Raw genomic sequence first — 21759 nt, 5'->3', positions numbered from 1 at the left:
GCCGCCTGGGCATGCGGCGCAAGCTCGCCTAAGATAGGGCCTCTTTTGTGAGCCTCCATGCCATGACCTCAATCGTCCTTATCACCGGTGCCAGCCGTGGCATCGGTGCCGCCACTGCCGTCCTGGTCGCCCAGCATGGCTGGGATGTGGCCGTGAACTACAGCAGCAATGAAGCAGCGGCCCAGGCCGTGGTGCAGGCGGTGCAGGCCCTGGGCCGCCGCGCCATCGCCGTACAGGCCGATGTGGCCGATGAGGGCCAGGTGTTGGCGATGTTTGCGCGCGTGGACAGCGAGCTGGGGCGCATCACGGGGCTGGTCAACAACGCCGGCGTGGTGGACCGCGCCCAGCGCCTGCAGGACATGGACATGGCGCGCTGGCGCCGCATGTTCGATACCAATGTGCTGGGCAGCTTTCTCTGCGCCCGCGAAGCGGTACGCCGCATGAGCACCGCCGAAGGCGGCGCGGGCGGCAGCATCGTCAATGTCTCGAGCCGGGCTGCCTGCCTGGGCTCGGCCCACCAGTATGTGGACTATGCGGCGTCCAAAGCCGCCATCGACACCATGACCCTGGGCCTCGCCCAGGAGGTGGCCGCGCAAGGCATCCGCGTCAACGGCGTGCGCCCGGGCCTGATCGAGACCGATATCCACGCCAGCGGCGGCCAGCCCGACCGCGTGCAGCGGCTGTCGGCCGGCGTGCCGCTGGGGCGCGGCGGCACCGCAGACGAAATCGCCCAGGCCATCTACTGGCTGATGTCCGAGCACAGCAGCTACTGCACCGGCTCCTTCATCGATGCCGGCGGCGGCCGCTAGGCCACCCGTTCTGACGGAACCCACCATGCGCCCTGCTCCCCATGTTCTGCTGCTGGAAGACGATCCAGCCATTGCCCGCACCGTCTGCTATGCGCTGGAGCGCGATGGCATCCGCTGCACCCACAGCCTCCTGATGGCCGATGCCCGCGCACAGTGGGCCAGCGGCCGCTTTGATGCGCTGCTGCTGGATGTGGGCCTGCCCGATGGCAATGGCCTGGACTGGTGCCGCCAGCTGCGCGCCAACGGTTCGCCCGCGCCCATCCTGGTGCTCAGCGCCCGGGGCGAAGAAGTGGACCGCGTGCTGGGCCTGGAGCTGGGCGCCGATGACTACCTGAGCAAGCCCTTCAGCCCGCGCGAGCTGGTGGCCCGTACCCGCGCGCTGCTGCGCCGTGCCCAGCAATTTGCGCCGGCAACCAGCCATGCCAACAGCGCCCCGGCCACCGCCGCCAGCACCGCCTTCCAGGTCGACGAGGCCGGCCAGTGCGTGCGCCTGCAAGGCGTGCTGCTGGATCTGACGCGGCGCGAATTCCAGCTGCTCAGCAGCCTGCTGGCCGCGCAGGGCCGCATCCTCAGCCGCAACCATCTGCTCGATGCCGTCTGGGGCCTGCACAGCGACAGCACCGACCGCACGGTGGACACCCACATCAAGACCCTGCGCGCCAAGCTGCGCACCGTGGTGGCCGACCGCGACTTCATCACCACGCACCGCGGCATGGGCTACAGCCTGCGCGACAGCGACTGAGGACCGGCCATGCGTCTGGGGATCCGCCTGCTGTTTGCCTTCTTCCTGATCAACGGGCTGGCGGCCTTTTTTGTGCTGCGCGTGTTCATGGCCGAGATCAAGCCCAGCGTGCGCAAGGTGACCGAAGACACCCTGGTCGAGACCGCCTACCTGCTGGCCGCGCAGGCCAGCGATGATCTGGCCGATGGAAAGCTGGGCAGCGACAGCAGCAACAGCCGCTTTGCCCAGCAGGTGCAGGCCGCCTTCCAGCAGCCGCTGCGGGTGTGGATCTGGGACACACGCAAGGCCGCGCTGGACCTGCGCGTGACCGTGACCAATGCCCAGGGCCGGGTGCTGTTCGATTCCGCCGGCCAGGATGTGGGGGCCGACTACGCGCGCTGGCGCAATGTGGCGCTCACCTTGCGCGGCGAATACGGCGCCCGCACCTCGCGCGAAGTGGCCACCGACGAGGCCACCAGCGTCATGTATGTCTCCGCGCCCATCGTGCGGGATGGCGCCATCGTCGGCGTGCTCACCGTCTCCAAGCCAGCCAATGCGGTGCAAAGCATCATCGACAGCAGCGAAAGCAAGATGTTGCGCGGCGGTGTGCTGTTTTTGCTGCTGTCGGCGGCCGTCGGCTTTGCCATCACCTGGTGGCTGGTGGTACAGGTGCGCAAGCTGCGCAGCTATGCCCAGCAGGTGCAGGGCCCCACCTTGCAGGAGGCCCAAGGCAGCCGCATCACCCGCGCGCCCAAGACACCCGAGGTGCCCGATGTCCCCGGTGAGCTGGGTGACCTGGCCCAGGCCATGGATTCGATGCGCCGGCGCCTGGAAGGGCGCGACTACATCGAAGGCTATGTGCGCGCGCTCACGCATGAGCTCAAGAGCCCGGTCGCCGCCATCCGGGGCGCGGGTGAGCTGCTGCAGGACGAGCTACCCGCCGCCGACCGCGCGATGTTTGCCCAGCAGGTGGTGGACCAGAGCCTGCGCCTGCAAAACCTGATCGACCAGCTGATGCAGCTGAGCCAGCTGGAGCAGCGCAGCGCGCTCGCTACGGCCAGCCAGCACACCAGCCTGCGCGCCTGCGCCGAGCAGGCCATCGCGCAGCTGCAGGCCACCGCCGCGCAAAAAGGCATACCGCTGCTGCTGCAAGGCGATGACAGCCAGGGCGCCTGGGATGCGGCCCTGGTCACGCTGGCGATCAGCAACCTGCTGGCCAATGCGCTGGATTTCTCGCCCGCGCACAGCCAGATCGTGTTGACCTTGGCGCCCCAGCGCCTGAGCGTGCAGGACAGCGGCCCGGGCGTGCCGGCCAGCCTGCTGCCCCGCCTGGGCGAGCGCTTCTTCACCACACCGCGCCCCAACGGCGAGCGCAGCGGCAGCGGGCTGGGCCTGTCCATCGTGCAGCGCATCATGCTGCTCCATGGCGGCCGGCTGCAGTTTGCCAACACCCAGCCCGGCCTGCGCGCCAGCCTTGATTTCTCGGCCCAGGACTGAGCCCTTCAGCCGCAAGCCGCTGCACTTCACACTGCCTTCACAGACTTCATGCTCGGCTCACCGGGGCCGCCGACACTCGCCGCACCGATACACAGAGCAACGAGGAATGCATGAAAAACAGACTGGTGCAAAAGGCCCTGAGCCTGGCCATCACCATGGCGCTTTTGCTGGTGGCGCTGATGATGATCAGCGACGTGGTGCGCGACCGCATCTACAACCGCGACCGCGCGGTACAAAGCGTGGTCAACAGCACCGCAGGGTCGCAGACCCTGTTTGGTCCGGTGCTGGCCCAGCGCTGCAGCCGTGAAGTCAGCGGCAAGGACAGCGAGGGGCGTGTGGAGACCCGCCTGGTCAGCTTTCAGCGCTATGCGCTGCCCGATGAGATCAGCCACCAGACGCGGGCCGAGATGCAGCCGCGCGCGCGCGGCCTCTACCAGGTCAACACCTTCCTCATGCACGACAAGCTGGTCGCCCGCTTTGCGCCCGGCAACCAGCTGCAAGGCAAGCCCGAGGGCAGCGCCGTGCGCCACTGCGATGCGCCGCGCCTGGTCCTGCCGCTCAGCGATCCGCGCGGCATCCGCAGTGCGACTTTGCAGGTCGATGGCAAGCCGCTGCCACTGGAGCCGGGCACCGGCCACGGCGTCTACACCCGGGGCCTGCAGACCAAGCCCCTGACGGCCGCCAGTGGCAACGACAGCAGCGCCATGGAAGTGGTCGTGCTGCTGCAGCTGATGGGCACCGAGCGCCTGGCCTTTGTGCCACTGGGCGGCACCAACCAGGTCAGCATGCAGGCCGACTGGCCCCATCCCTCGTTTGGTGGCAACTTTCTGCCGCTCAGCCGCGAGATCAGCGACCAGGGCTTCAACGCCAGCTGGAGCATCCCGGCGCTGGCCTCATCGGCGCGCCAGGCCTTTGTGCAGGAGCGCTCGCTGTGCAGCCTGGGCACGGCCGACACCAGCTATCCCTACGCGACCGAAGAAAGCCAGTGCCTGGAGCAGTTCGGCACCAGCTTCATCGACCCGGTCAACCCCTATAGCCTGAGCGACCGCGCCACCAAGTACGGCCTGCTCTTTGTGGTGCTGACCTTTGTCGCCGTGGCCATGTTCGAGGTGCTCAAAAAGCTGCGCGTACACCCGGTGCAGTACCTGCTGGTGGGCTCGGCGCTGTGCATTTTCTTCCTACTCCTGATCAGCCTGTCCGAGCATGTGGGTTTCAGCCAGGCCTATGCCATCGGCGCGGGCGCCTGCGTGCTGCTGCTGGGCTACTACGCCAGCCACATCCTGGGCAGCCTGCGGCGCGGCCTGCCGTTTGCAGCGCTGATTGCGCTGATGTATGGCCTGTTGTTTGTGCTGCTGCAGCTCGAACAAACCGCGCTGGCTGTTGGCTCGCTCGCGCTGTTTGCCGTGCTGGCGATCGTGATGGTGGCCACGCGCAAGGTCGACTGGTATGCCTTTGGCAAAGGCGACGCCCCCGAGCCAATTCCCACCCCCGCCCCCAAGACCTTTGCCCCACGCACCCAGGAGAGCGCATGAACACCGACACCCGCATGGAACAGCAGCGCCAGCAATGGTGCCAGGCCCAGCACCAGATGAGCCGCAGCCAGTTGCGCACGCTCCGTGACCAGTGGCTGGAGCGTGGCAGCCAGCTGCCGCTGCAGGCCAATGCCCGGCGCCTGATGTGGCTGCGGCTGCGCTGCTCGCTGTTGCTGGCGCAGCAGCGGTTCTAAACGTCTCTTCAGCACCCCAAGCAACAAGGCAGCCCGAGGGCTGCCTTGTTGCTTTCTTAAAAATGAGGGCCTACTTGGTAGGCGATGCGCCGCTGCCCCGGCTGATGGCGCGCAAGCGAGCTTCCGGCGACAGGCCGCGCACGCACTGCACATTGGCATCGCCCAGCAGGCTGTCGCACTTGCGGATGGCGGTGTCCAGATCGGCTTCGCGCTGGCGCTCGGCCTCGCTCTTGGGCGGCGTGAAGATGGACACCTCGCTGGCCGCCTGCTGGTGCGCATCCTGGATGCCGGCTGCGCGCTTTTGCTTGGCCTCGCGCAGGCAGTCCTGCTGCGCGCTCTTGCTGTCCTTGTCGTTGCCGGCATGGCGGGTCTTGCAGTCCTCGACCGCCAGCGCGTGGCGCCGGTCTACCTGGGCGGCCAGGGCCTTGAAGCGGTTGTTGCCGCTGGGGTGGCGCTGCGCCTGCAGTTGGGCAGCGTCCACCGCGTGCTGGCTGTCGGCTTCGACCGTGCAGCGGCGCTGCGCAGCTGATCCAGCGGCCAGGCGCTTGCAATGGGCCAGGGCTTTTTCAGCGCGTGCGTCCAGCTGGGCTACGGCCTCGCGGTAGGCATCGTCGTCCATCTCGGCGGCCAGCAGCGGCACCACCGCCATGGCGCCCAGCACCCAGGCGGCCGACCCGCGCCACAGCGAGCGCCTCCATCCCCCGGGCATCAGCGCTTCTGTTGGCGCAGCCAGGTATCGAGCTGCTGGGCCACCTGGTCGGTGGCCGATGCCAGTGCGGCGGCGGCACCGGCCGCGTCGGGGCTGGCGGCGGGCTGCTGGGCCTGGAACACCTGCTGGGCCAGCCAACGCTCACCCTTGGGAGTGATTTCGCTCAGCGTCGCGCGGATGCGCAGCACGCCCTGGCTGGACTGGGCCGAATCGAAGACCTGGCTGAAATCCACCACCTCGAGGCGCAGCATCGCCGGGTAGCCTGTCTTGCGCAGCAGCTGGGTGGCGCCATCGTCATCGAGCACCACGGCACGCTGGCCGCTGAGCACATCGCGCATGCGCTGCTGGATCAGCTGCATCGCCGGCAGCACCCAGCTGGCCTGGGTATAGGGCCGCAGCTCGCGCACATCGGCATAGGCCAGGCGGTAGTAGATGGCAGCGCTGGCATCGGGCACGCCAGCGGCGCGCACATTGGCCAGCACCAGCGGCTCGGCACCGGCGGCCGCCGCGCTGGGCGAGACCGGCGCGGCCGCCGGGCCAAAGTCATAACGGGCGACGGGTTGGGGCTTTTGCGGCAGGGCCGAGCAAGCGGCCAGCACCGCCACCGACGCAGCCACCAGGGCTGCGCGGCCCGCGCCTTGCAGGCGGCGGACCCAGGGCGCACGCAGGGAAGTAGAAATCATGGCATCCATCCTATCGGCCGCTGCCTGCGGCGGCAGGGGCTACAAAACCTGGCTCGCCAGGGCCCGGCAGCGCATTGGAGCTGCCATAAATCAGAGACTGCGGGTTGTTCTTGAACGCATCGGCCGTATCGCCCATGCGGCGTGCGGCCGAGCCCACGTCATGCATGGTGCGGCCCATCGCCGGCAAGGTGCTGCGGTTGAAGTTGTCGGCCGCATCGCTCACCTTCTCGACCGCCTGGCCCATCTGGTCGACCACGCCGCCCTTGGCCGCCAGGCTGCCCACTGCCGTGCTCACGTCATTGGAGGTCTTCTGGATACCCGCCAGTGTCTTGCGCGTATCCTGCGCGATGGCAGGAAGGCTGGCGAGGGCCGGGTCGAGCTTGGTATCGACCGTCACCATCAGGCGCTTGCTCAGCTGCTCCATGCTCTGCGCTGCCTGGCCCAGGCTCTTCATGCTGTCCACCAGCACCTGCTGGTTGTCCTCGCTGAGCAGGTCGTTGACCTTGCGCGTCGCGTCTTCCACCTGCTGCAAGATGATGGGCCCCTGCTCGGCAATCTGGCCAAACGGTGAGGGCTTGACGCGCAGGCGCGGAATGCCGTCGGGGCCGGGGGGCAGCGGCGTGGTCTCGGTGTTGTCGTCATCGAGCTGGATATGGGCGAGGCCCGTGACACCCTGGTAGCCCAGCATCGCGTAGGTGGTTTGCGTGATGGGCGCTTCCGCGTTGACCGCAATGATGATCAGCACCGTGCCGTCGCGGGCCGGGTCGAACTCGATCTTGGTCACGCGGCCCACGGCCACGCCCTTGTAGCGCACCGCCGCCTGCGGCTGCAGGCCGCTGACGGTCTCGCGGGTGGACAGTTCATAGCGGATGTAGTTCGTGTTGTCCCGGCCCATCCACAGGCTCAGGAAGATGACCAGCGCCGTGAGCAAGACCACAAACAATCCAGCCGCCAGTGCGTGTGATTTGTTTTCCATAGCTATTCCTTCACCCCACCAAGCGCCACTGGAGCCATTGCACGGCGTCCACGCTCACCCAGGAAGAAATGTTCAATAAAGGGGTGCTTGAACTGCACCACATCGGCCGGTGTGCCCGAGACAATCACCTTTTTCTCGGCCAGCACCGCCACGCGGGTGGACAGAGCAAACAAGGTATCGAGGTCGTGGGTGACCATGACCACGGTCAGCCCCAGCTCGGCATGCAGGTCCTTGAGAAGCGCGCAGAACTCGTCCGAGCTGTTGGGGTCGAGCCCGGCCGTGGGCTCGTCGAGCAGCAAGAGGGGCGGGTCCATGATCAGCGACCGGGCCAGCGCCACGCGCTTGATCATGCCGCCCGACAGGTCAGAGGGCATGCGGGTGGCATGCTCGGGCTTGAGGCCCACCATCTGCAGCTTGACCATGGCCGCATCATGCACCACGGATTTGGGCAGCGTGCCCTGCTCGCTGAGCGGGAACGCGATGTTCTCGAGCACATTGAAGGCCGAGAACAGCGCGCCTTGCTGGAACAGCATGCCGATGCGCGAGGCCGCGCCGCGCAGGCTCAGCTCCTTGACGGGCTGGCCCATCACCAGCACCTCGCCCTTGGCCGGGTGCAGCAGCCCCAGCATCTGGCGCAGCAGCACCGATTTGCCGGTGCCCGAGCCGCCCACCAGGGTCAGGATCTCGCCCCGGTAGACGGACATGTCCAGGTCCTGGTGGATCGCAAAGGCCCGGTCGCCCTGGCCGAACACGGTCCAGAGCTTGCGGATCTCGACCACTTTCTCATCGCTGGTCGGCGCGCTGGGGGGTTGGGAGATGGGATGGCTCATCGCTAGAACCCCACCTTGCGGAACGCGATCGCAAAGATCGCATCGAGCACGATCACCGCGGTGATCGAGATCACCACCGACGAGGTCGTGCCCCGGCCCAGGCTCTGGGTGTTGGGCTCGACCTCCAGCCCCCAGTGGCAGGCAATCAGCGCGATCGCCACCCCAAAGGTGACCGACTTGGCCAGCGCCAGGTAGAGGTTGGCGATATCGACCGCGCCGGGCATGGCCTGCAGAAAATAGGCGGGCGATACGCCCATGGCGGCATCGGCGGCCATCATGCCGCCGACCAGCGCGCAGACCGTGGTCCACATCGACACCAGCGGCATCGCCAGCGCCAGCGCCAGCGCGCGCGGCATCACCAGGCGGTAGCCCTGCGCAATGCCCATGACCTGCATCGCATCGAGTTCTTCGTTGACGCGCATCACGCCGATCTGCGCGGTAATGGCCGAGCCGGTACGGCCGGCTACCAGGATGGCGCCCAGCAAGGGCCCCAGCTCGCGCACCAGCGAGATGCCCAGAATATTGACGATAAAGGCATCGGCACCGAACTGGCGCAGCTGCAGCGACATCAGGTAGGCAAGCACCACGCCAATCAAGAAGCCCACCAGGGCCGTGATCGGCAGCGCGGTGGCACCCATCGCATACAGATGGCCCGATACATCGCGCCAGGGGCCACGCAGCGGGTTCTTGATGAGGCGCAGCACATCGAGCAGCAGCTGCCCCACCATCTCGACCATGCTGCGCACATGGGCCATGAAGCCCAGCAGCACCAGGCCCAGCTGGATCAGCCAGCCCCACCAGTTGACCTTGGTCTCGGGCGGGCAGCCCATCGTCAGCGACGCGACCCGTTCGAGCATCTGGCGCTGCAGCTCGGTGGTGCGCAGCTGCGCGGGCCACTGCTGGCCCCAGTGGTCCCACAGGAGCTGCGCGCCCACATGGTCGAGCCACTGCACCTCGCTCAGGTCCCAGCCCTGCTGGGCGCTGGGCGCGGCGCCATCGAGCTGGCGGCGCAGCTCACGCCACAGCGGGCGCTGGCCCAGCTCTGCCGCACCCCAGCGCCCACGCAGCTGCGCCCAGCGCTGCGTGCCGTCCTGAAGTTGCTGTAGATGAGGGGCTGTATCGTCCATGGGTCCAAAAACAAAGCGTGTCGCCCTGCGCGCACGCCATTCGCACTATAGCCGGTCTGTCACCCAGGCGCACCCAGCGGGCTGGCGATCACAGCGCGTGCCGCTGTAGGAAGGCATCGCCGAGCCGCGCTTGTGCGGCATCTACACCACGCTGGGCGGCCACGGGCAGGCAGTAGGCGCGATGGGTGACAGGGCATTGGTTTTCCCGCTTGGCAAGCCCGGCATACTGCTCACAAACTTGCCGATTCGATGGACCGAGGGAGCCCCATACTCCCAATGAGAAAAAGACCGCACATGCAATCTGGAGACAACACAAGTTTCGACTACATCGTCATCGGGGGAGGCACGGCGGGCGCACTGCTGTGCAACCGCCTCAGCGCCAAGACCCATAACCGGGTGCTGCTGATCGAGGCGGGCCGGCGCGATGACTACCACTGGATCCACATCCCCGTGGGCTACCTGTACTGTATCGGCAACCCGCGCACCGACTGGCTGTACAAGACCGAGCCCGATGCCGGGCTCAACGGCCGCAGCCTGCTCTACCCGCGCGGCAAGACCTTGGGCGGCTGCTCCAGCATCAACGGCATGATCTATATGCGCGGCCAGTCGCGCGACTACGACCACTGGGCCGAGCTGACCGGCGACGCCCGCTGGCGCTGGAACGACACGGTCAACTACTTCAAGCGCCATGAAGACCACTGGCGCCTGGACCAGGAAGGCGAGACCAGTCCCAGCTTTGCGCAGTGGCATGGCAACCGCCGCACCGGCAGCACCGGCGAGTGGCGCGTCGAGAAGCAGCGCCTGCGCTGGGACATTCTGGACGCCTTTGCGCAAGCCGCCCAGCAAGCGGGCATCCCCGCCACCGATGACTTCAACCGGGGCAGCAACGAAGGGGTGGGCTATTTCGAGGTCAACCAGAAAAACGGCTGGCGCTGGAACACCGCCAAGGCCTTTTTGCGCCCCACCTGCTATGGGCGTTCCAACTTCGAGATGTGGACCAATGCCCAAGTCTCGCGCCTGGTGCTCGAGCGCCAGGCCGACGGCCAGCTCGCCTGCACCGGGGTGGAGGTCTGGACCGGCACCGAGATGACCATCGTCAAGGCCGACAAGGAAGTGGTGCTGAGCGCGGGCGCCATCAACTCGCCGCAGATTCTGCAGCTCTCAGGCATTGGGCCTGGTGACTTGCTGCAGCAGCATGGCATTGCCGTGCAGCATGACCTGCCCGGCGTCGGCGCCAATCTGCAGGACCATCTGCAGATCCGCTCGGTCTTCAAGATCGATGGCGCGCCCACCTTGAACGTGTTGGCCAGCAACCTCTGGGGCAAGGCCCAGATCGGACTGGAATACCTGCTCAAGCGCAGCGGCCCGATGAGCATGGCGCCCTCGCAACTGGGCGCCTTCACCCGCAGCAGCGCCAACCAGCCCCACCCCAATATCCAGTACCACGTGCAGCCGCTGTCGCTCGACGCCTTTGGCCAGCCGCTGCACAGCTTTCCGGCCTTCACCGCCAGCGTCTGCAACCTCAACCCCACGAGCCGTGGCACGGTGCAGATCAAGAGCGCGGATTTCCGCACTGCCCCCGCGATTGCGCCCAACTACCTGTCCACCGCCGAGGACCGCCAGGTGGCAGCCGACAGCCTGCGCGTGACCCGCCGCATCGCCGCCCAGCCGGCGCTGGCCAAGTACCAGCCGGTGGAGTGGAAGCCCGGCGCGCAGTACCAAAGCGATGAGGACCTGGCGCGCCTGGCCGGCGATATCGCCACCACCATCTTCCACCCGGTGGGCACCACCAAGATGGGCGCCGACCACGACCCGATGGCCGTGCTCGACAGCGAGCTGCGCGTGCGCGGCGTGCGCGGTTTGCGCGTGGTCGATGCCGGCGCCATGCCCACGATCACCAGCGGCAACACCAATTCGCCCACCCTGATGCTCGCCGAGCGGGCCTCGGAGTGGATACGCGCCAGCCATGGGCCATGATGGTGCGCCGCAGAGTTTCAGCGCGGTTACAGCGCCCGCTGCGCTGACCCTGCCCTCTTCAAGGGCAATCGACCGCCCAGCACGCCCTGAAACGGCAGTTTTGTCTCATTTTTTGCCGTTATGGGGCGGCTGGGCGCAGGAAAGGGGCAGAAATCGGTTGCATCCTGCAATCTGCACCAAATCAGTTACCTTTGGGGTAAATCCCAATGCACCATGCAGGTGCGATGACCTATAGTAGAGGCACTCGAGGCACTGAAACAGTGCTCTGCGAGAGGACCGAGGAGACATCTCTACAATTCGAACATTTATAAAAAGCATCAATAAAAATGAGATGCTCCTTCAAAGCGCCTTCGGGCGCTTTTGTTTTTCTGGCGCCGCATTCGCCCCCGCCCGCCTCCCCACCCACCGGCCAGCCCATCACGGCCTGGCAGCACCGCCCCCTTCTGTTCCGCTGACAGCGCTGCATGTAGCGGCCCTGGTACGGTGCTGCACCCCACGCGGCGGTGCGACAATCTCGCCCCATGGAATGGATCTTCGTTACCTTCGCGTCGATGTTCGCGGGCTTTGTGGATGCGGTCGTCGGTGGTGGCGGCCTCATTTTGGTGCCCGCACTGTTTGGCGCTTTCCCCTCTGCGCCGCCGGCCACCTTGCTGGGCACCAACAAGAGTGCAGGCGTCTGGGGCACCTTGATCTCGGCGCGCCAGTACGCCAAGCGCGTGGACATGCGCTGGGCCGCCATTGCACCGGCCGCAGGCGCGGGTTTTGTCGCCTCGCTGCTGGGGGCCTGGGCGGTGACCGTGGTCGACCCCAGCATGCTGCGCAAGGCCTTGCCGGTCATCCTGGTCGCCGTGCTGGCCTACACCTTGTACAAAAAGCAGCTGGGCCAGACCCATGCGCCGCGCTACAGCGGCCGCACCGAAGCCTGGGTGGCCTCGGCCATTGGGGCCACCATCGGCTTCTACGACGGCTTCTTTGGCCCGGGCACCGGCAGCTTCTTCGTCTTCCTGATGGTGCGCTGGCTGGGCTACGACTTCCTGAATGCCTCGGCGAGCGCCAAGATCCTCAACATCGCCACCAATATCGCGGCGCTGATCCTGTTCACCGCCAAGGGCCATGTCTGGTGGCACTTTGCCATTCCGCTGGCCGCAGCCAACATCCTGGGCAGCATGCTGGGCACCTGGATGGCCTTGAAAAAAGGCTCGGGCTTTGTGCGCGGCATGTTCATCGTCGTCGTGGCGGCGCTGATCCTCAAGACCGGCTACGACGCGTTCTTGCGCTAGAACCCGGCACTCAGCGCGAAGGCCGCCCTCGTTATTGCCCAGGCTCGGCGGCCGGCTTGAGCTGGATATCTTCGACCCTGCGCGGCGTGCCCATCGGCGCGCGGCCGTCGCCGCGCTGCATCGCAGCCATGTCGGCCTCGCTCGGGTACTCGCCCATCAACCAGTAATCGATGATGCGTCGTGCAATGGGCGCGGCCGAGCCGGCACCAAAACCGGCATTCTCGACAATCACGCCGACAGCGATCTTGGGGTCTTCGGCCGGTGCAAAGGCGATGTACAGCGCATGGTCGCGCTGGCGCTCGGCCAGGCGCGCGGCGTTGTACTTTTCCTTTTGGCCGATGCTGATGGCCTGGGCCGTGCCGGTCTTGCCGCCCGCCGTGTAGCGGGCCGTGCCAAAGGAGCCGCGCCCGGTGCCGCCCGTCACCACCGACACCATGCCACGCTTGACGGCCTCGATATTGCTTTGCTTGTAGCCCAGGTTCACGGGCGGGGGCTGCTCGATGGGGCGGCGCTCGCCGGTGACCGGGTCAATCAGCGAGCGGCCCACATGCGGCACCCGGCTGTTGCCGTTGTCCAGGATCGTCGCCAGCGCATGGGTCAGCTGCAGGATGGTGAAGTTGTTGTAGCCCTGGCCAATGCCCAGCGAAATGGTCTCGCCCGCATACCAGCGCTTTTGCTCGGGGCGCTTGTAGGTGTCGCGCTTCCAGGTGGTGCTGGGCAGCACGCCGCGCACCTCACCGGGCAGGTCGATGCCGGTGATCTGGCCAAAGCCCAGCGGCTTCATGAAATCATGGATCGCGTCGACCCCCATCTCATTGGCCAGCGTGTAGAAATACACATTGCTCGAATGCTGGATCGCGCGGTTCAGATCGACCGGGCCCAGCGCATGGCCGGAGCGGAAGGTGTGGCCGCCAAAGGTCCAGCTGCCGCCGTCCTGGATGATGGTCGAGGGCGTGCGCTTGCCCGTCTCCAGCCCTGCCAGGCCCATGAAGGGCTTGTAGGTGGAGCCGGTGGGGTAGGTGCCGCGCATCGCGCGGTTGAGCAGCGGCCGGTCGATGGATTCGTTGAGCGCCTTCCAGCTTTCCTGGTCAATGCCTTCGACAAAGATATTGGGGTCGTAGGTGGGCTTGCTGACCATGGCCAGCAGCTCGCCGCTGCGCGGGTCGATCGCCACGGCCACGCCCCGGCGCTCGCCATACAGATCCTCGACCATCTTCTGCAGCTTGATGTCCACCGACAGCACGACGCTCTCGCCGGGAGTGGCCGGGGAGCTGTCGAGCTTGCGCACCGCATGGCCGCCGGCCGAGGTCTCCATGCGCTCCACACCGGTGTGGCCATGCAGCTCTTTTTCGTAGCTGGCTTCGACACCGGTCTTGCCGATGTACTCGGTGCCCCGGTAGTTGGCCGCTTCGTCGGAGTCGTCGATGCGCTCCTTCTCGCGCTGGTTGATGCGGCCGATATAGCCGATCAGGTGGGCACCGGTCTCGCCCATCGGGTAGGAGCGAAACAGCCGCGCCTTCACATCCACACCGGGAAAGCGGTAGCGCTGGGCGGCAAACTTGGCCACTTCCTGGTCGGTCAGGCGCGAGCGGATCGGCAGCGAGTCGAAGTTGCGCGAATCCTCGCGCAGGCGCTTGAAGCGGCGCCGGTCACGCGGCGTGATCTCGATCAGCTGGGACAGTGCATCGATGGTCTCTTCGACATCGCCCACCTTGTAGGGCGTGATCTCCAGCGTGTAGGCCGAGTAGTTGGTGGCCAGCAGCACGCCATTGCGGTCATAGATCTGGCCCCGGTTGGGCACGATGGGCACCACCGCCGTGCGGTTGCTCTCGGCCTGCGCCAGCAGGTCATCATGGCGCTCGACCTGCAGCACATACAGGCGCGAGAGCAGAATGCCAAAGCACAGCACCACCACCAGACCGATGACGACCACCCGCAGCCGAAAGCGGCTGAAGGCGCGGTCTGAATTCTGGATCTCGGTCATGGTCTGCGCACAGGCCCCCGCTTACAAAGGGCGGTTCTCATCATCGTCGGGCGGCTGGCGCTGGGGCAGCTGCAGCAGCCAGCTCACCAGCGGCCACAGCACCACGCACCACAGCCCGGGCGTCAAAAAGCCCCAGCCCGGAAAACTGCCGCGCAGCAACATGCGCAGCAGCATCAACACCACATCGGAGGCGAGGAACAGCGGCATCACCTGCACCGCCTGGGCCATCACGCTCAGCCAGGTGATGCGCTGGCGCAGCAGCGCCACGCCATACAGCACGGCCGAATACACCAGCGCATGCAGGCCCAGCAGGGACGACTGGTGCACATCCATGCACAGGCCCAGCACAAAGGCCCAGCCCATGCCGATCTTGCCGGGCTCGTGCACGCCCCAGTAGACCAGCACCAGCAGCAGCACATCGGGCAGCCACAGCGCGCGGCCCAGCGGCAGCATGTTGATCATCAGCGCCAGCACCAGGGTCAGCGCAATAAAGCCCGGGGGGACAGGCAGCAGCAAGGGCTGCCCACGCGGCATGATCATGGCTGCACTCCTGGGGGTTGGTTCATCGTAGCGGGCATCATCCGCGCTTGCCCTTGCGGGGGGTCGATGCCGGGCCTTCCTGGGTCTTGGTCTCCACCGGCGGGCGCGGGGGCAGCGCGTCTTCGGGCAGCGGGTTGATGACCATCACAAACTGTGTGCCGAACATCTGCGCCAGCGGCTCGCAGTAAACGCGCGAGAACGGCGAATCGGCACGGCGCTCGATCTTGACGATGCGCGCCACCGGCAGGCCCGGCGCATAGACGCCGTCCACACCGCTGGTGGTCAGCAGATCGCCTTCCTGGATATCGGCATTGCTGGGCATGAAGCGCAGCTCCATGCCGCCGCCGTAGGCATTGGTCGGGTCGCCATAGGCCACGGCCCGGGCACCCGTGCGCGGGTTGAGCACGGGGATGGCCTGCTCGCGGTCGGTCAGCAAGGTCACCTCGGCCGACATCGGAAACACCCGGGTCACCTGGCCGAGCACGCCCAGCTCGTCCATCACCGGCGAGCCGCGTGCAATGCCGGCGACCTCGCCCTTGTCGATCACGACGCGGCGGTTGAAGGCATCGGCCGTCTCGTACACCACCTGGGCAGCGCGCCCCTCGGTCTTGAGGCGGGGCACCAGGTTGAGCAGCTGGCGCAGGCGCTGGTTCTCATGGTCCAGGGTCTCGACCAGGTTGGCGCGGTGCGTCAGTGCGATGGCGTTTTTCTCGGCCACCACGGCCGCTGCCTGCGCGGTGTGCAGGTCTTCAAAATACCTGGCGCCGCCCTGGGCCAGCAGCACCGGCTGCAGCATCACCCATTGCATCGGGAACAGCACCGTGGCGACGGCCTTGCGCAGCGGCTCGGTGAGCTTGAAGCGAACGTCGGCCACCATCAGGAACACGGCCAGCGCCACGCACAGCGCCAGGCGCACATTGGCGCTGGGCCCCTGGGGTCGGAAGGTCGGTATACCGCCGGAGAAGACGTTGCGTGCCATGCGGTGGCCTCAGCAGAACCGGGCCCTGCGCCCTGCGCCTGGTCCGGGCGCGTGCCGCCCCGCCGCTCGGCGGTCAGCACGGTGGACAGGGGACAGGAGCAGGGACATCAGAGAAAAGCGAAAAAGCAGAAGCGGGCGCATGGCGGCGGCGGGCCCATCAGCCAGACCTTGTGCACACCGCCAGGGGCAAGCGGGCCGCAAAGCGCAATGGCGGGCCGGCAGCGGGCTATGGGTTGCATAGTCGCTGACGCTCGCCATTATTGCGTATCCGCGCGGAGGGCGCCCGGGTTATTCGCTGGTGAAGATGGTCACGCCCTTGCGGTCGAGCGTATCGAGGGCGATACCGCAGCCGCGCACCACGCAGGTCAGTGGCTCCTCGGCAACCAGCACCGGCAAGCCGGTTTCTTCGGCCAGCAGGCGGTCCAGGTCGCGCAGCAAGGCGCCGCCACCGGTCAGCATCATGCCGCGGTCGGCGATGTCGGCACCCAGCTCGGGCGGGGTTTGCTCCAGCGCGTTCTTCACGGCAGAGACGATCTGGTTGAGCGGCTCGGTCAGGGCTTCCAGCACCTCGTTGGAGCTGATGGTGAAGCTGCGTGGCACGCCTTCGGAGAGGTTGCGGCCCTTGACTTCGATTTCCTTGACTTCGGAGCCTGGGAACGCCGAACCAATGCTCTTCTTGATCAGCTCGGCCGTGGGTTCGCCGATCATCATGCCGTAGTTGCGGCGGATGTAGTTGATGATGGATTCGTCGAACTTGTCACCGCCCACGCGCACACTGCCCTTGTAGACCATGCCGCCCAGCGAGATCACGCCCACCTCGGTGGTACCGCCACCAATGTCGACCACCATCGAGCCCGAGGCCTCGGACACCGGCAGGCCCGCGCCGATACCGGCAGCCATCGGCTCTTCGATCAGCTCCACCTGGGTGGCGCCAGCCTTGAGCGCGGCATCCTTGATCGCGCGGCGCTCGACCTGGGTCGAGCCGCAGGGCACGCAGATGATGATGCGGGGGCTGGGCGAGAGCAAGGTGCGGGGGTGCACCATCTTGATGAACTGCTTGATCATCTGCTCGGTGATCAGGAAGTCGGCGATCACACCGTCCTTCATCGGGCGGATGGCTTCGATATTGCCGGGCACCTTGCCCAGCATGGCCTTGGCTTCGCGGCCTACGGCCTGGATGACCTTGCGGCCATGGGTGCCACCTTCATGGCGAATCGCAACCACGGAGGGCTCATCGAGCACAATCCCTTTGTCGCGTGCAAAAATCAAGGTGTTGGCCGTGCCCAGGTCGATGGCCAGGTCGGTGGAAAAGTAGCGACGGAACGCTCCGAACATGCAAGTTTCCTCTAGGGCATGGGTCGCACTTCGGCGCTCCATCGCCCTTCATTGGTGTGTGGTGAGATGACAGAAGGGTTTTTGATGCGCAATGACCGACGTTGCCGCCTTATTGCGTCAAAGACGGGATAATACCCCATCCCCTGTGAATAACTTACAGGGCAACGCTTTCCGGCCCCGTTTTTTTACGACTGGTTTACATACGACTATCTATGGCCCTGACAAAAGATGACATTGCCCGCATCGCCAACCTGGCGCGGCTCGAATTATCCGGCTCCGAGAGTGAGCGCATGCTCTCGCAGATGAATAACTTTTTCGGCATTGTGGAGAAGATGCAGGCTGTGGATACCTCCGGTGTCATGCCCCTGTCACACCCCGTGGCCGCGATCCAGGAAATCAGCCTGCGCCTGCGCGATGACGTCATCAGCGAACCCAATAACCGGGAGGCCAACCAGCGCAGTGCCCCTGCCGTGGAAAAAGGCTATTTCCTGGTGCCCAAGGTGATTGAGTAATTCACAGCATCTTCAGGCCTGGCGGGCCCTGGCAACAACCGGCCCCCGGCCGTGGTGGCAGCAGCACGCAGCACCACGCCCCTGAGACCGGCGCGCAGCGCCCTTTCCCATTCACCGAGATCGCCAAGATCGCGAGATTTGCATGAGCATCCCTACCGAATTGCATGACTTGAGCGTGGCCCAATTGGCCGCCAAGCTCAAAAGCCGCGAAGTGTCCTCCGTCGAGGCCGCGCAACATTTCCTGACCCGCGCCCAGGCCCACCAGGATCTGGGTGCCTACATCCACATCAACGAAGAAGTGACGCTGGCCCAGGCCCGCGCCGCCGATGCCGCCATTGCAGCGGGCACGGCCGGCAAGCTCGCTGGTGTGCCGATGGGCCACAAGGACCTGTTCGTCACGCAGGACTTCCCGACCACCGCAGGCAGCAAGATGCTGGCCGGCTACCAGTCGCCGTTTGACGCCACCATGGTGAGCAAGCTGGCAGCTGCTGGCGCCGTCACGCTGGGCAAGCTGAACATGGACGAGTTCGCGATGGGCTCGGCCAACGAGAACAGCGCCATCAGCCCGGTGCGCAACCCCTGGGACACCAGCCGCGTGCCCGGCGGTTCCTCCGGCGGCTCGGCAGCGGCCGTGGCCGCGCGCCTGGCGCCCGCAGCCACCGGCAGCGATACCGGCGGCTCGATCCGCCAGCCCGCGTCGTTCTGCGGCATCACCGGCATCAAGCCCACCTATGGGCGCGCCAGCCGCTACGGCATGATCGCCTTCGCCTCCAGCCTGGACCAGGCCGGCCCGATGGCGCGCACCGCCGAAGACTGCGCGCTGCTGCTGAGCGAAATGTGCGGCCCCGACCTGGACCGCGACTCCACCAGCCTCGACCACCCGGCCGAGGACTTCACGCTGCACCTGAACGACTCGCTGGCCGGCCTGCGCATTGGCGTGCCCGCCGAGTTCTTTGGCGATGGCCTGAGCAGCGATGTGCGCGCCGCCGTCGATGCGGCGTTGAAGGAGTACGAAAAGCTGGGCGCCAAGCTGGTGCCGATCAGCCTGCCGCGCACCGAGCTGTCCATCCCCGTCTACTACATCATCGCCCCGGCCGAGGCCTCGTCCAACCTCTCGCGCTTTGACGGCGTGAAGTTTGGCCACCGCGCCAAGGACTACAGCGACCTGGTGGACATGTACAAGAAGACCCGCGCCGAAGGCTTTGGCGACGAGGTCAAGCGCCGCATCATGACCGGCGCCTATGTGCTCTCGCACGGCTACTACGACGCCTACTACCTGCAGGCGCAAAAGATCCGCCGCATGATTGCCGACGACTTCCAGGCCGCCTTCCAGGACTGCGACCTGATCGCCGGCCCTGCCGCGCCCACCGTGGCCTGGGCGCTGGGTGGCAAGAGCGACCCGCTCGCCAACTACCTGGCCGACATCTACACCTTGCCCGCGTCGCTGGCCGGCCTGCCTGGCCTGTCCGTGCCCGCCGGCTTTGGCGAAGGCGGCATGCCCGTGGGCCTGCAGCTGATCGGCAACTACTTTGCCGAAGCCAAGCTCCTGAACGCCGCCCACCAGCTGCAGCAAGCCACCGACCACCACCTGCGCCAGCCCACCGGCATCGCGAAGTAACGCAGGGAGGAACACAGAACATGACCGAAACAAGCATCAAGCTCATCAACGGCTACGAAGTGGTGATTGGCTTTGAAACCCACACCCAGCTGGCCGCCAACAGCAAGATCTTCAGCCGCGCCAGCACCGCCTTTGGCGCCGAGCCCAACACCCAGGCCTGCGCCGTGGACCTGGCCCTGCCCGGCACCCTGCCGGTGATGAACAAGAAGGCCGTCGAATGCGCCATCAAGCTTGGCCTGGCGCTGGGCAGCACGATTGCGCCCGTCAGCATCTTTGCGCGCAAGAACTACTTCTACCCCGACCTGCCCAAGGGCTACCAGATCTCGCAGTTCGAGATCCCGGTGGTGCAAGGCGGTGAGGTGAGCTTCTTTGTCGGCGACCAGAAAAAGACCGTGCGCCTGGTGCGCGCCCACCTCGAAGAAGACGCGGGCAAATCGGTGCACGACGAGTTCATCGGCCAATCGGGCATTGACCTGAACCGCGCCGGCACGCCGCTGTTGGAGATCGTCACCGAGCCCGACATGGGCAGCACCGCCGAGGCCGTGGCCTATGCCAAGGAACTGCACAAGATCGTTACCTGGATCGGCATCTGCGACGGCAATATGCAAGAAGGCTCGTTCCGCTGCGATGCCAACGTGTCCGTGCGCAAGCCGGGCCAGCCGCTGGGCACCCGCCGCGAGATCAAGAACCTGAACTCGTTCAAGAACATGCAGATCGCCATCGATTACGAAATCCGCTGGCAGATCGAAGAGATCGAAGACGGCCGCGCGATCCAGCAGGCCACCGTGCTGTTCAACCCCGATACCGGCGAGACCCGCGCGATGCGCACCAAGGAAGACGCGGCCGATTACCGCTATTTCCCCGATCCGGACCTGCCGCCGCTGGTGGTCGCCGACAGCTGGGTGCAGGCCGTCAAGGCCGAGATGCCCGAGCTGCCGCGCCAGCGCGCCGACCGCTTTGTGGCCGACTACGGCCTGCCCGAGTACGACGCCACCACCCTGACCCAAAGCCAGGCGATGGCCGACTACTTTGAAGCCGCCGCTCAAGCCAGCAGCCAGCCCAAGCTGGCCAGCAACTGGGTGATGGGCGAGATCTCGCGCCGCCTGAACATGGAAGAGATCGGCATGGACCAGGTCAAGGTCAGCGCCGCGCAGCTGGGCACCTTGATCGCCCGCATCCACGGCAATGTCATCAGCAACAACAGCGCCAAGCAGGTGTTCGAGGCGCTCTGGAGCGGCGAAGGCACCGACGTCGACGCCGTCATCGACGCCAAGGACCTCAAGCAGTCCAACGACACGGGCGCGCTCGAAGCCATCATCGACGAGGTGATCGCCGCCAACCCCGGCAATGTCGAGCAGTACAAGGCCGGCAAGGACAAGGCCTTCAACGCCCTGGTCGGCCAGGTGATGAAGGCCTCCAAGGGCAAGGCCAATCCGGGCCAGGTCAATGAGCTGCTAAAGGCCAAACTGGCGTAAAAGGCCCCTATACCCATTGACAAAGGCCTCCATCGCGAGGCCTTTTATCTAGCCATGGAGTTATTTATGCCAGATATATCAGCCATTTCTTCCGAACACTGGGATTGGATAACGAAAGGCCTCGGATGGACCATATTTCTATTGACAATCTTGTACACATGGACAAGGGCTGGCTCGCTACATTTTTTAAGAGATAAGATATGGCTGATCTTAAGCTTTAAAAGAAAATTCTCAGATGCCGAACTAAATAAACATTGGGATGAAATAAGAGACATCGAAATGCTGAGATTCAAAACCGGCTTACCCTTTTCCTACAGAGAAGAGCTAGATGATCTAAAAACGCATATAGAAAAGAAAAATATTAATATTTACGAAATATTATCTTTGTCAAATTACTTCAATTTAAAAGAGAAAAATTTTAGAGATATTGCTTATAAAAAATGGGCAAACTTCTTTTTCACTTTCGCCATCTTACTTCTATTAACGGGATACGCATGCTTCCTATTCTCGCTCTCCGATAAGGTTTGGCTGAAAATAAATAAATCAGACACCTTATTTTCCTATAACGGAGAAGTTATTAAAATGGAAAAAGGAATTATTAGCAAAAGCACATGCATTAGTCCCTCAGCGAATTTCACAGCCAATAGCGATCAAGCAATTGCGTGCCGACTATTAGAAACAGAAAATTCCGTATATAAGACATTTTTAAACAAACAAAAAATAACCCTTATATTTCTAGGATTTATATTATTCTCAATTGGCCTATTAATACTGCGAAAGGGAATTCAATATATGAAAGTTTTAAATATTTCGAAACGCTTGAGTTATTAGAATAATTTATTAGAATCCAAATATCAAGGCTTGAGAATTAAAAATATGACCCGCTATGCGGGCCATATATCTACACAGCTATATCGCCGCCACCTTTGGAAATTTTTTAGAGTTCACATTAGGGCGGATGGAAAGAATGAGTAAGTATCC

Annotated in this window: 20 protein-coding genes; 11 read left to right on the top strand and 9 right to left on the bottom strand. The window is 64.8% G+C overall.

What is annotated here, in order from left to right; translation table 11 throughout:
* Nucleotides 1–62: 62 nt before the first annotated feature.
* From WH367_RS10235 to WH367_RS10215, 5 genes are all read left to right on the top strand, one after another.
* Nucleotides 63–809 carry an SDR family oxidoreductase gene (locus WH367_RS10235; RefSeq protein WP_339535913.1) on the top strand — a complete coding sequence of 249 codons (747 nt, stop codon included), beginning with the start codon at nucleotides 63–65 and terminating at the stop codon, nucleotides 807–809.
* Nucleotides 810–834: 25 nt separating this feature from the next.
* A complete protein-coding gene (gene creB, locus WH367_RS10230) occupies nucleotides 835–1551 on the top strand; it encodes a two-component system response regulator CreB (protein WP_339535912.1) in 717 nt (238 codons plus the stop codon).
* 9 nt (nucleotides 1552–1560) lie between these two features.
* Nucleotides 1561–3027, top strand: coding sequence for a two-component system sensor histidine kinase CreC (gene creC / locus WH367_RS10225; RefSeq protein WP_339535911.1), 1467 nt, complete (start codon nucleotides 1561–1563; stop codon nucleotides 3025–3027).
* A 110-nt stretch (nucleotides 3028–3137) separates the two neighbouring features.
* Nucleotides 3138–4559: a cell envelope integrity protein CreD gene (creD, locus tag WH367_RS10220; RefSeq protein ID WP_339535910.1), complete on the top strand. Its 1422-nt coding sequence runs from the start codon at nucleotides 3138–3140 to the stop codon at nucleotides 4557–4559.
* Nucleotides 4556–4753: a hypothetical protein gene (locus WH367_RS10215; RefSeq protein WP_339535908.1), complete on the top strand. Its 198-nt coding sequence runs from the start codon at nucleotides 4556–4558 to the stop codon at nucleotides 4751–4753. The genes creD and WH367_RS10215 overlap by 4 nt, the downstream gene beginning before the upstream one ends.
* Before the next feature lie 70 nt (nucleotides 4754–4823).
* Here the strand turns inward: WH367_RS10215 and WH367_RS10210 are convergent, their stop codons facing one another.
* The 5 genes from WH367_RS10210 to WH367_RS10190 are packed head-to-tail and all read right to left on the bottom strand — an operon-like array spanning nucleotide 4824 to nucleotide 9078.
* Nucleotides 4824–5462: a hypothetical protein gene (locus WH367_RS10210; protein WP_339535906.1), complete on the bottom strand. Its 639-nt coding sequence runs from the start codon at nucleotides 5460–5462 to the stop codon at nucleotides 4824–4826.
* Nucleotides 5462–6145, bottom strand: coding sequence for an ABC-type transport auxiliary lipoprotein family protein (locus tag WH367_RS10205; protein ID WP_312988376.1), 684 nt, complete (start codon nucleotides 6143–6145; stop codon nucleotides 5462–5464). Before WH367_RS10205 ends, WH367_RS10210 begins: the two co-directional genes overlap by 1 nt.
* Nucleotides 6146–6155: 10 nt before the next feature.
* Nucleotides 6156–7121 carry an MlaD family protein gene (locus WH367_RS10200; protein WP_182344031.1) on the bottom strand — a complete coding sequence of 322 codons (966 nt, stop codon included), beginning with the start codon at nucleotides 7119–7121 and terminating at the stop codon, nucleotides 6156–6158.
* 2 nt (nucleotides 7122–7123) lie between these two features.
* Nucleotides 7124–7951, bottom strand: a complete 828-nt coding sequence (locus tag WH367_RS10195; protein ID WP_339535903.1) for an ABC transporter ATP-binding protein — start codon at nucleotides 7949–7951, stop codon at nucleotides 7124–7126.
* Nucleotides 7952–7953: 2 nt separating this feature from the next.
* Nucleotides 7954–9078, bottom strand: a complete 1125-nt coding sequence (locus WH367_RS10190) for an MlaE family ABC transporter permease (protein WP_021026795.1) — start codon at nucleotides 9076–9078, stop codon at nucleotides 7954–7956.
* 294 nt (nucleotides 9079–9372) lie between these two features.
* Here WH367_RS10190 and WH367_RS10185 point away from each other — a divergent pair, with 294 nt between their 5' ends.
* The gene (locus WH367_RS10185) at nucleotides 9373–11055 is read left to right on the top strand and encodes a GMC family oxidoreductase (protein ID WP_339535902.1); all 1683 of its coding nucleotides are present in this window, start codon (nucleotides 9373–9375) and stop codon (nucleotides 11053–11055) included.
* Nucleotides 11056–11576: 521 nt separating this feature from the next.
* Nucleotides 11577–12335, top strand: a complete 759-nt coding sequence (locus WH367_RS10180) for a sulfite exporter TauE/SafE family protein (protein ID WP_312988378.1) — start codon at nucleotides 11577–11579, stop codon at nucleotides 12333–12335.
* Between the two features lie 31 nt (nucleotides 12336–12366).
* Here the strand turns inward: WH367_RS10180 and mrdA are convergent, their stop codons facing one another.
* The 4 genes from mrdA to WH367_RS10160 all read right to left on the bottom strand — a co-directional run bounded on the left by mrdA (nucleotide 12367) and on the right by WH367_RS10160 (nucleotide 17173).
* The gene (gene mrdA / locus WH367_RS10175) at nucleotides 12367–14319 is read right to left on the bottom strand and encodes a penicillin-binding protein 2 (protein ID WP_021026799.1); all 1953 of its coding nucleotides are present in this window, start codon (nucleotides 14317–14319) and stop codon (nucleotides 12367–12369) included.
* Nucleotides 14320–14340: 21 nt separating this feature from the next.
* Entirely contained in the window at nucleotides 14341–14859 is a 519-nt protein-coding gene (gene mreD, locus WH367_RS10170; RefSeq protein WP_021026800.1) for a rod shape-determining protein MreD, read from the bottom strand.
* 37 nt (nucleotides 14860–14896) lie between these two features.
* Nucleotides 14897–15838 carry a rod shape-determining protein MreC gene (gene mreC / locus WH367_RS10165; protein WP_021026801.1) on the bottom strand — a complete coding sequence of 314 codons (942 nt, stop codon included), beginning with the start codon at nucleotides 15836–15838 and terminating at the stop codon, nucleotides 14897–14899.
* A 288-nt stretch (nucleotides 15839–16126) separates the two neighbouring features.
* Nucleotides 16127–17173 carry a rod shape-determining protein gene (locus WH367_RS10160; protein WP_021026802.1) on the bottom strand — a complete coding sequence of 349 codons (1047 nt, stop codon included), beginning with the start codon at nucleotides 17171–17173 and terminating at the stop codon, nucleotides 16127–16129.
* A 212-nt stretch (nucleotides 17174–17385) separates the two neighbouring features.
* On the opposite strand from WH367_RS10160, the gene gatC reads away from it, so the two are divergent.
* The 4 genes from gatC (at nucleotide 17386) to WH367_RS10140 (ending at nucleotide 21609) form a co-directional block, all read left to right on the top strand.
* Nucleotides 17386–17685, top strand: a complete 300-nt coding sequence (gene gatC, locus WH367_RS10155) for an Asp-tRNA(Asn)/Glu-tRNA(Gln) amidotransferase subunit GatC (protein ID WP_116926797.1) — start codon at nucleotides 17386–17388, stop codon at nucleotides 17683–17685.
* Between the two features lie 142 nt (nucleotides 17686–17827).
* Entirely contained in the window at nucleotides 17828–19303 is a 1476-nt protein-coding gene (gatA, locus tag WH367_RS10150; RefSeq protein ID WP_339535900.1) for an Asp-tRNA(Asn)/Glu-tRNA(Gln) amidotransferase subunit GatA, read from the top strand.
* A 20-nt stretch (nucleotides 19304–19323) separates the two neighbouring features.
* A complete protein-coding gene (gene gatB, locus WH367_RS10145) occupies nucleotides 19324–20778 on the top strand; it encodes an Asp-tRNA(Asn)/Glu-tRNA(Gln) amidotransferase subunit GatB (protein ID WP_339535898.1) in 1455 nt (484 codons plus the stop codon).
* A gap of 66 nt (nucleotides 20779–20844) precedes the next feature.
* On the top strand, nucleotides 20845–21609 hold the full coding sequence (locus WH367_RS10140; protein WP_339535896.1) for a DUF6216 family protein: 765 nt from the start codon (nucleotides 20845–20847) through the stop codon (nucleotides 21607–21609).
* Nucleotides 21610–21759 lie beyond the last annotated feature (150 nt).

The sequence above is a fragment of the Comamonas sp. MYb21 genome (genome assembly GCF_037479395.1).
In the GTDB taxonomy this organism is placed as follows: domain Bacteria; phylum Pseudomonadota; class Gammaproteobacteria; order Burkholderiales; family Burkholderiaceae_C; genus Comamonas.
Note: the sequence above shows the minus strand (reverse complement) of the source record. Positions and strands in the feature narration are given on the sequence as shown.

Excerpts from the sequence above, each read along its gene's own strand:
- WH367_RS10235 (WP_339535913.1), top strand. The coding sequence starts at position 63 with ATGACCTCAATCGTCCTTATCACCGGTGCCAGCCGTGGCATCGGTGCC.
- creB (WP_339535912.1), top strand. The coding sequence starts at position 835 with ATGCGCCCTGCTCCCCATGTTCTGCTGCTGGAAGACGATCCAGCCATT.
- creC (WP_339535911.1), top strand. The coding sequence starts at position 1,561 with ATGCGTCTGGGGATCCGCCTGCTGTTTGCCTTCTTCCTGATCAACGGG.
- creD (WP_339535910.1), top strand. The coding sequence starts at position 3,138 with ATGAAAAACAGACTGGTGCAAAAGGCCCTGAGCCTGGCCATCACCATG.
- WH367_RS10215 (WP_339535908.1), top strand. The coding sequence starts at position 4,556 with ATGAACACCGACACCCGCATGGAACAGCAGCGCCAGCAATGGTGCCAG.
- WH367_RS10210 (WP_339535906.1), bottom strand. The coding sequence starts at position 5,462 with ATGCCCGGGGGATGGAGGCGCTCGCTGTGGCGCGGGTCGGCCGCCTGG.
- WH367_RS10205 (WP_312988376.1), bottom strand. The coding sequence starts at position 6,145 with ATGATTTCTACTTCCCTGCGTGCGCCCTGGGTCCGCCGCCTGCAAGGC.
- WH367_RS10200 (WP_182344031.1), bottom strand. The coding sequence starts at position 7,121 with ATGGAAAACAAATCACACGCACTGGCGGCTGGATTGTTTGTGGTCTTG.
- WH367_RS10195 (WP_339535903.1), bottom strand. The coding sequence starts at position 7,951 with ATGAGCCATCCCATCTCCCAACCCCCCAGCGCGCCGACCAGCGATGAG.
- WH367_RS10190 (WP_021026795.1), bottom strand. The coding sequence starts at position 9,078 with ATGGACGATACAGCCCCTCATCTACAGCAACTTCAGGACGGCACGCAG.
- WH367_RS10185 (WP_339535902.1), top strand. The coding sequence starts at position 9,373 with ATGCAATCTGGAGACAACACAAGTTTCGACTACATCGTCATCGGGGGA.
- WH367_RS10180 (WP_312988378.1), top strand. The coding sequence starts at position 11,577 with ATGGAATGGATCTTCGTTACCTTCGCGTCGATGTTCGCGGGCTTTGTG.
- mrdA (WP_021026799.1), bottom strand. The coding sequence starts at position 14,319 with ATGACCGAGATCCAGAATTCAGACCGCGCCTTCAGCCGCTTTCGGCTG.
- mreD (WP_021026800.1), bottom strand. The coding sequence starts at position 14,859 with ATGATCATGCCGCGTGGGCAGCCCTTGCTGCTGCCTGTCCCCCCGGGC.
- mreC (WP_021026801.1), bottom strand. The coding sequence starts at position 15,838 with ATGGCACGCAACGTCTTCTCCGGCGGTATACCGACCTTCCGACCCCAG.
- WH367_RS10160 (WP_021026802.1), bottom strand. The coding sequence starts at position 17,173 with ATGTTCGGAGCGTTCCGTCGCTACTTTTCCACCGACCTGGCCATCGAC.
- gatC (WP_116926797.1), top strand. The coding sequence starts at position 17,386 with ATGGCCCTGACAAAAGATGACATTGCCCGCATCGCCAACCTGGCGCGG.
- gatA (WP_339535900.1), top strand. The coding sequence starts at position 17,828 with ATGAGCATCCCTACCGAATTGCATGACTTGAGCGTGGCCCAATTGGCC.
- gatB (WP_339535898.1), top strand. The coding sequence starts at position 19,324 with ATGACCGAAACAAGCATCAAGCTCATCAACGGCTACGAAGTGGTGATT.
- WH367_RS10140 (WP_339535896.1), top strand. The coding sequence starts at position 20,845 with ATGCCAGATATATCAGCCATTTCTTCCGAACACTGGGATTGGATAACG.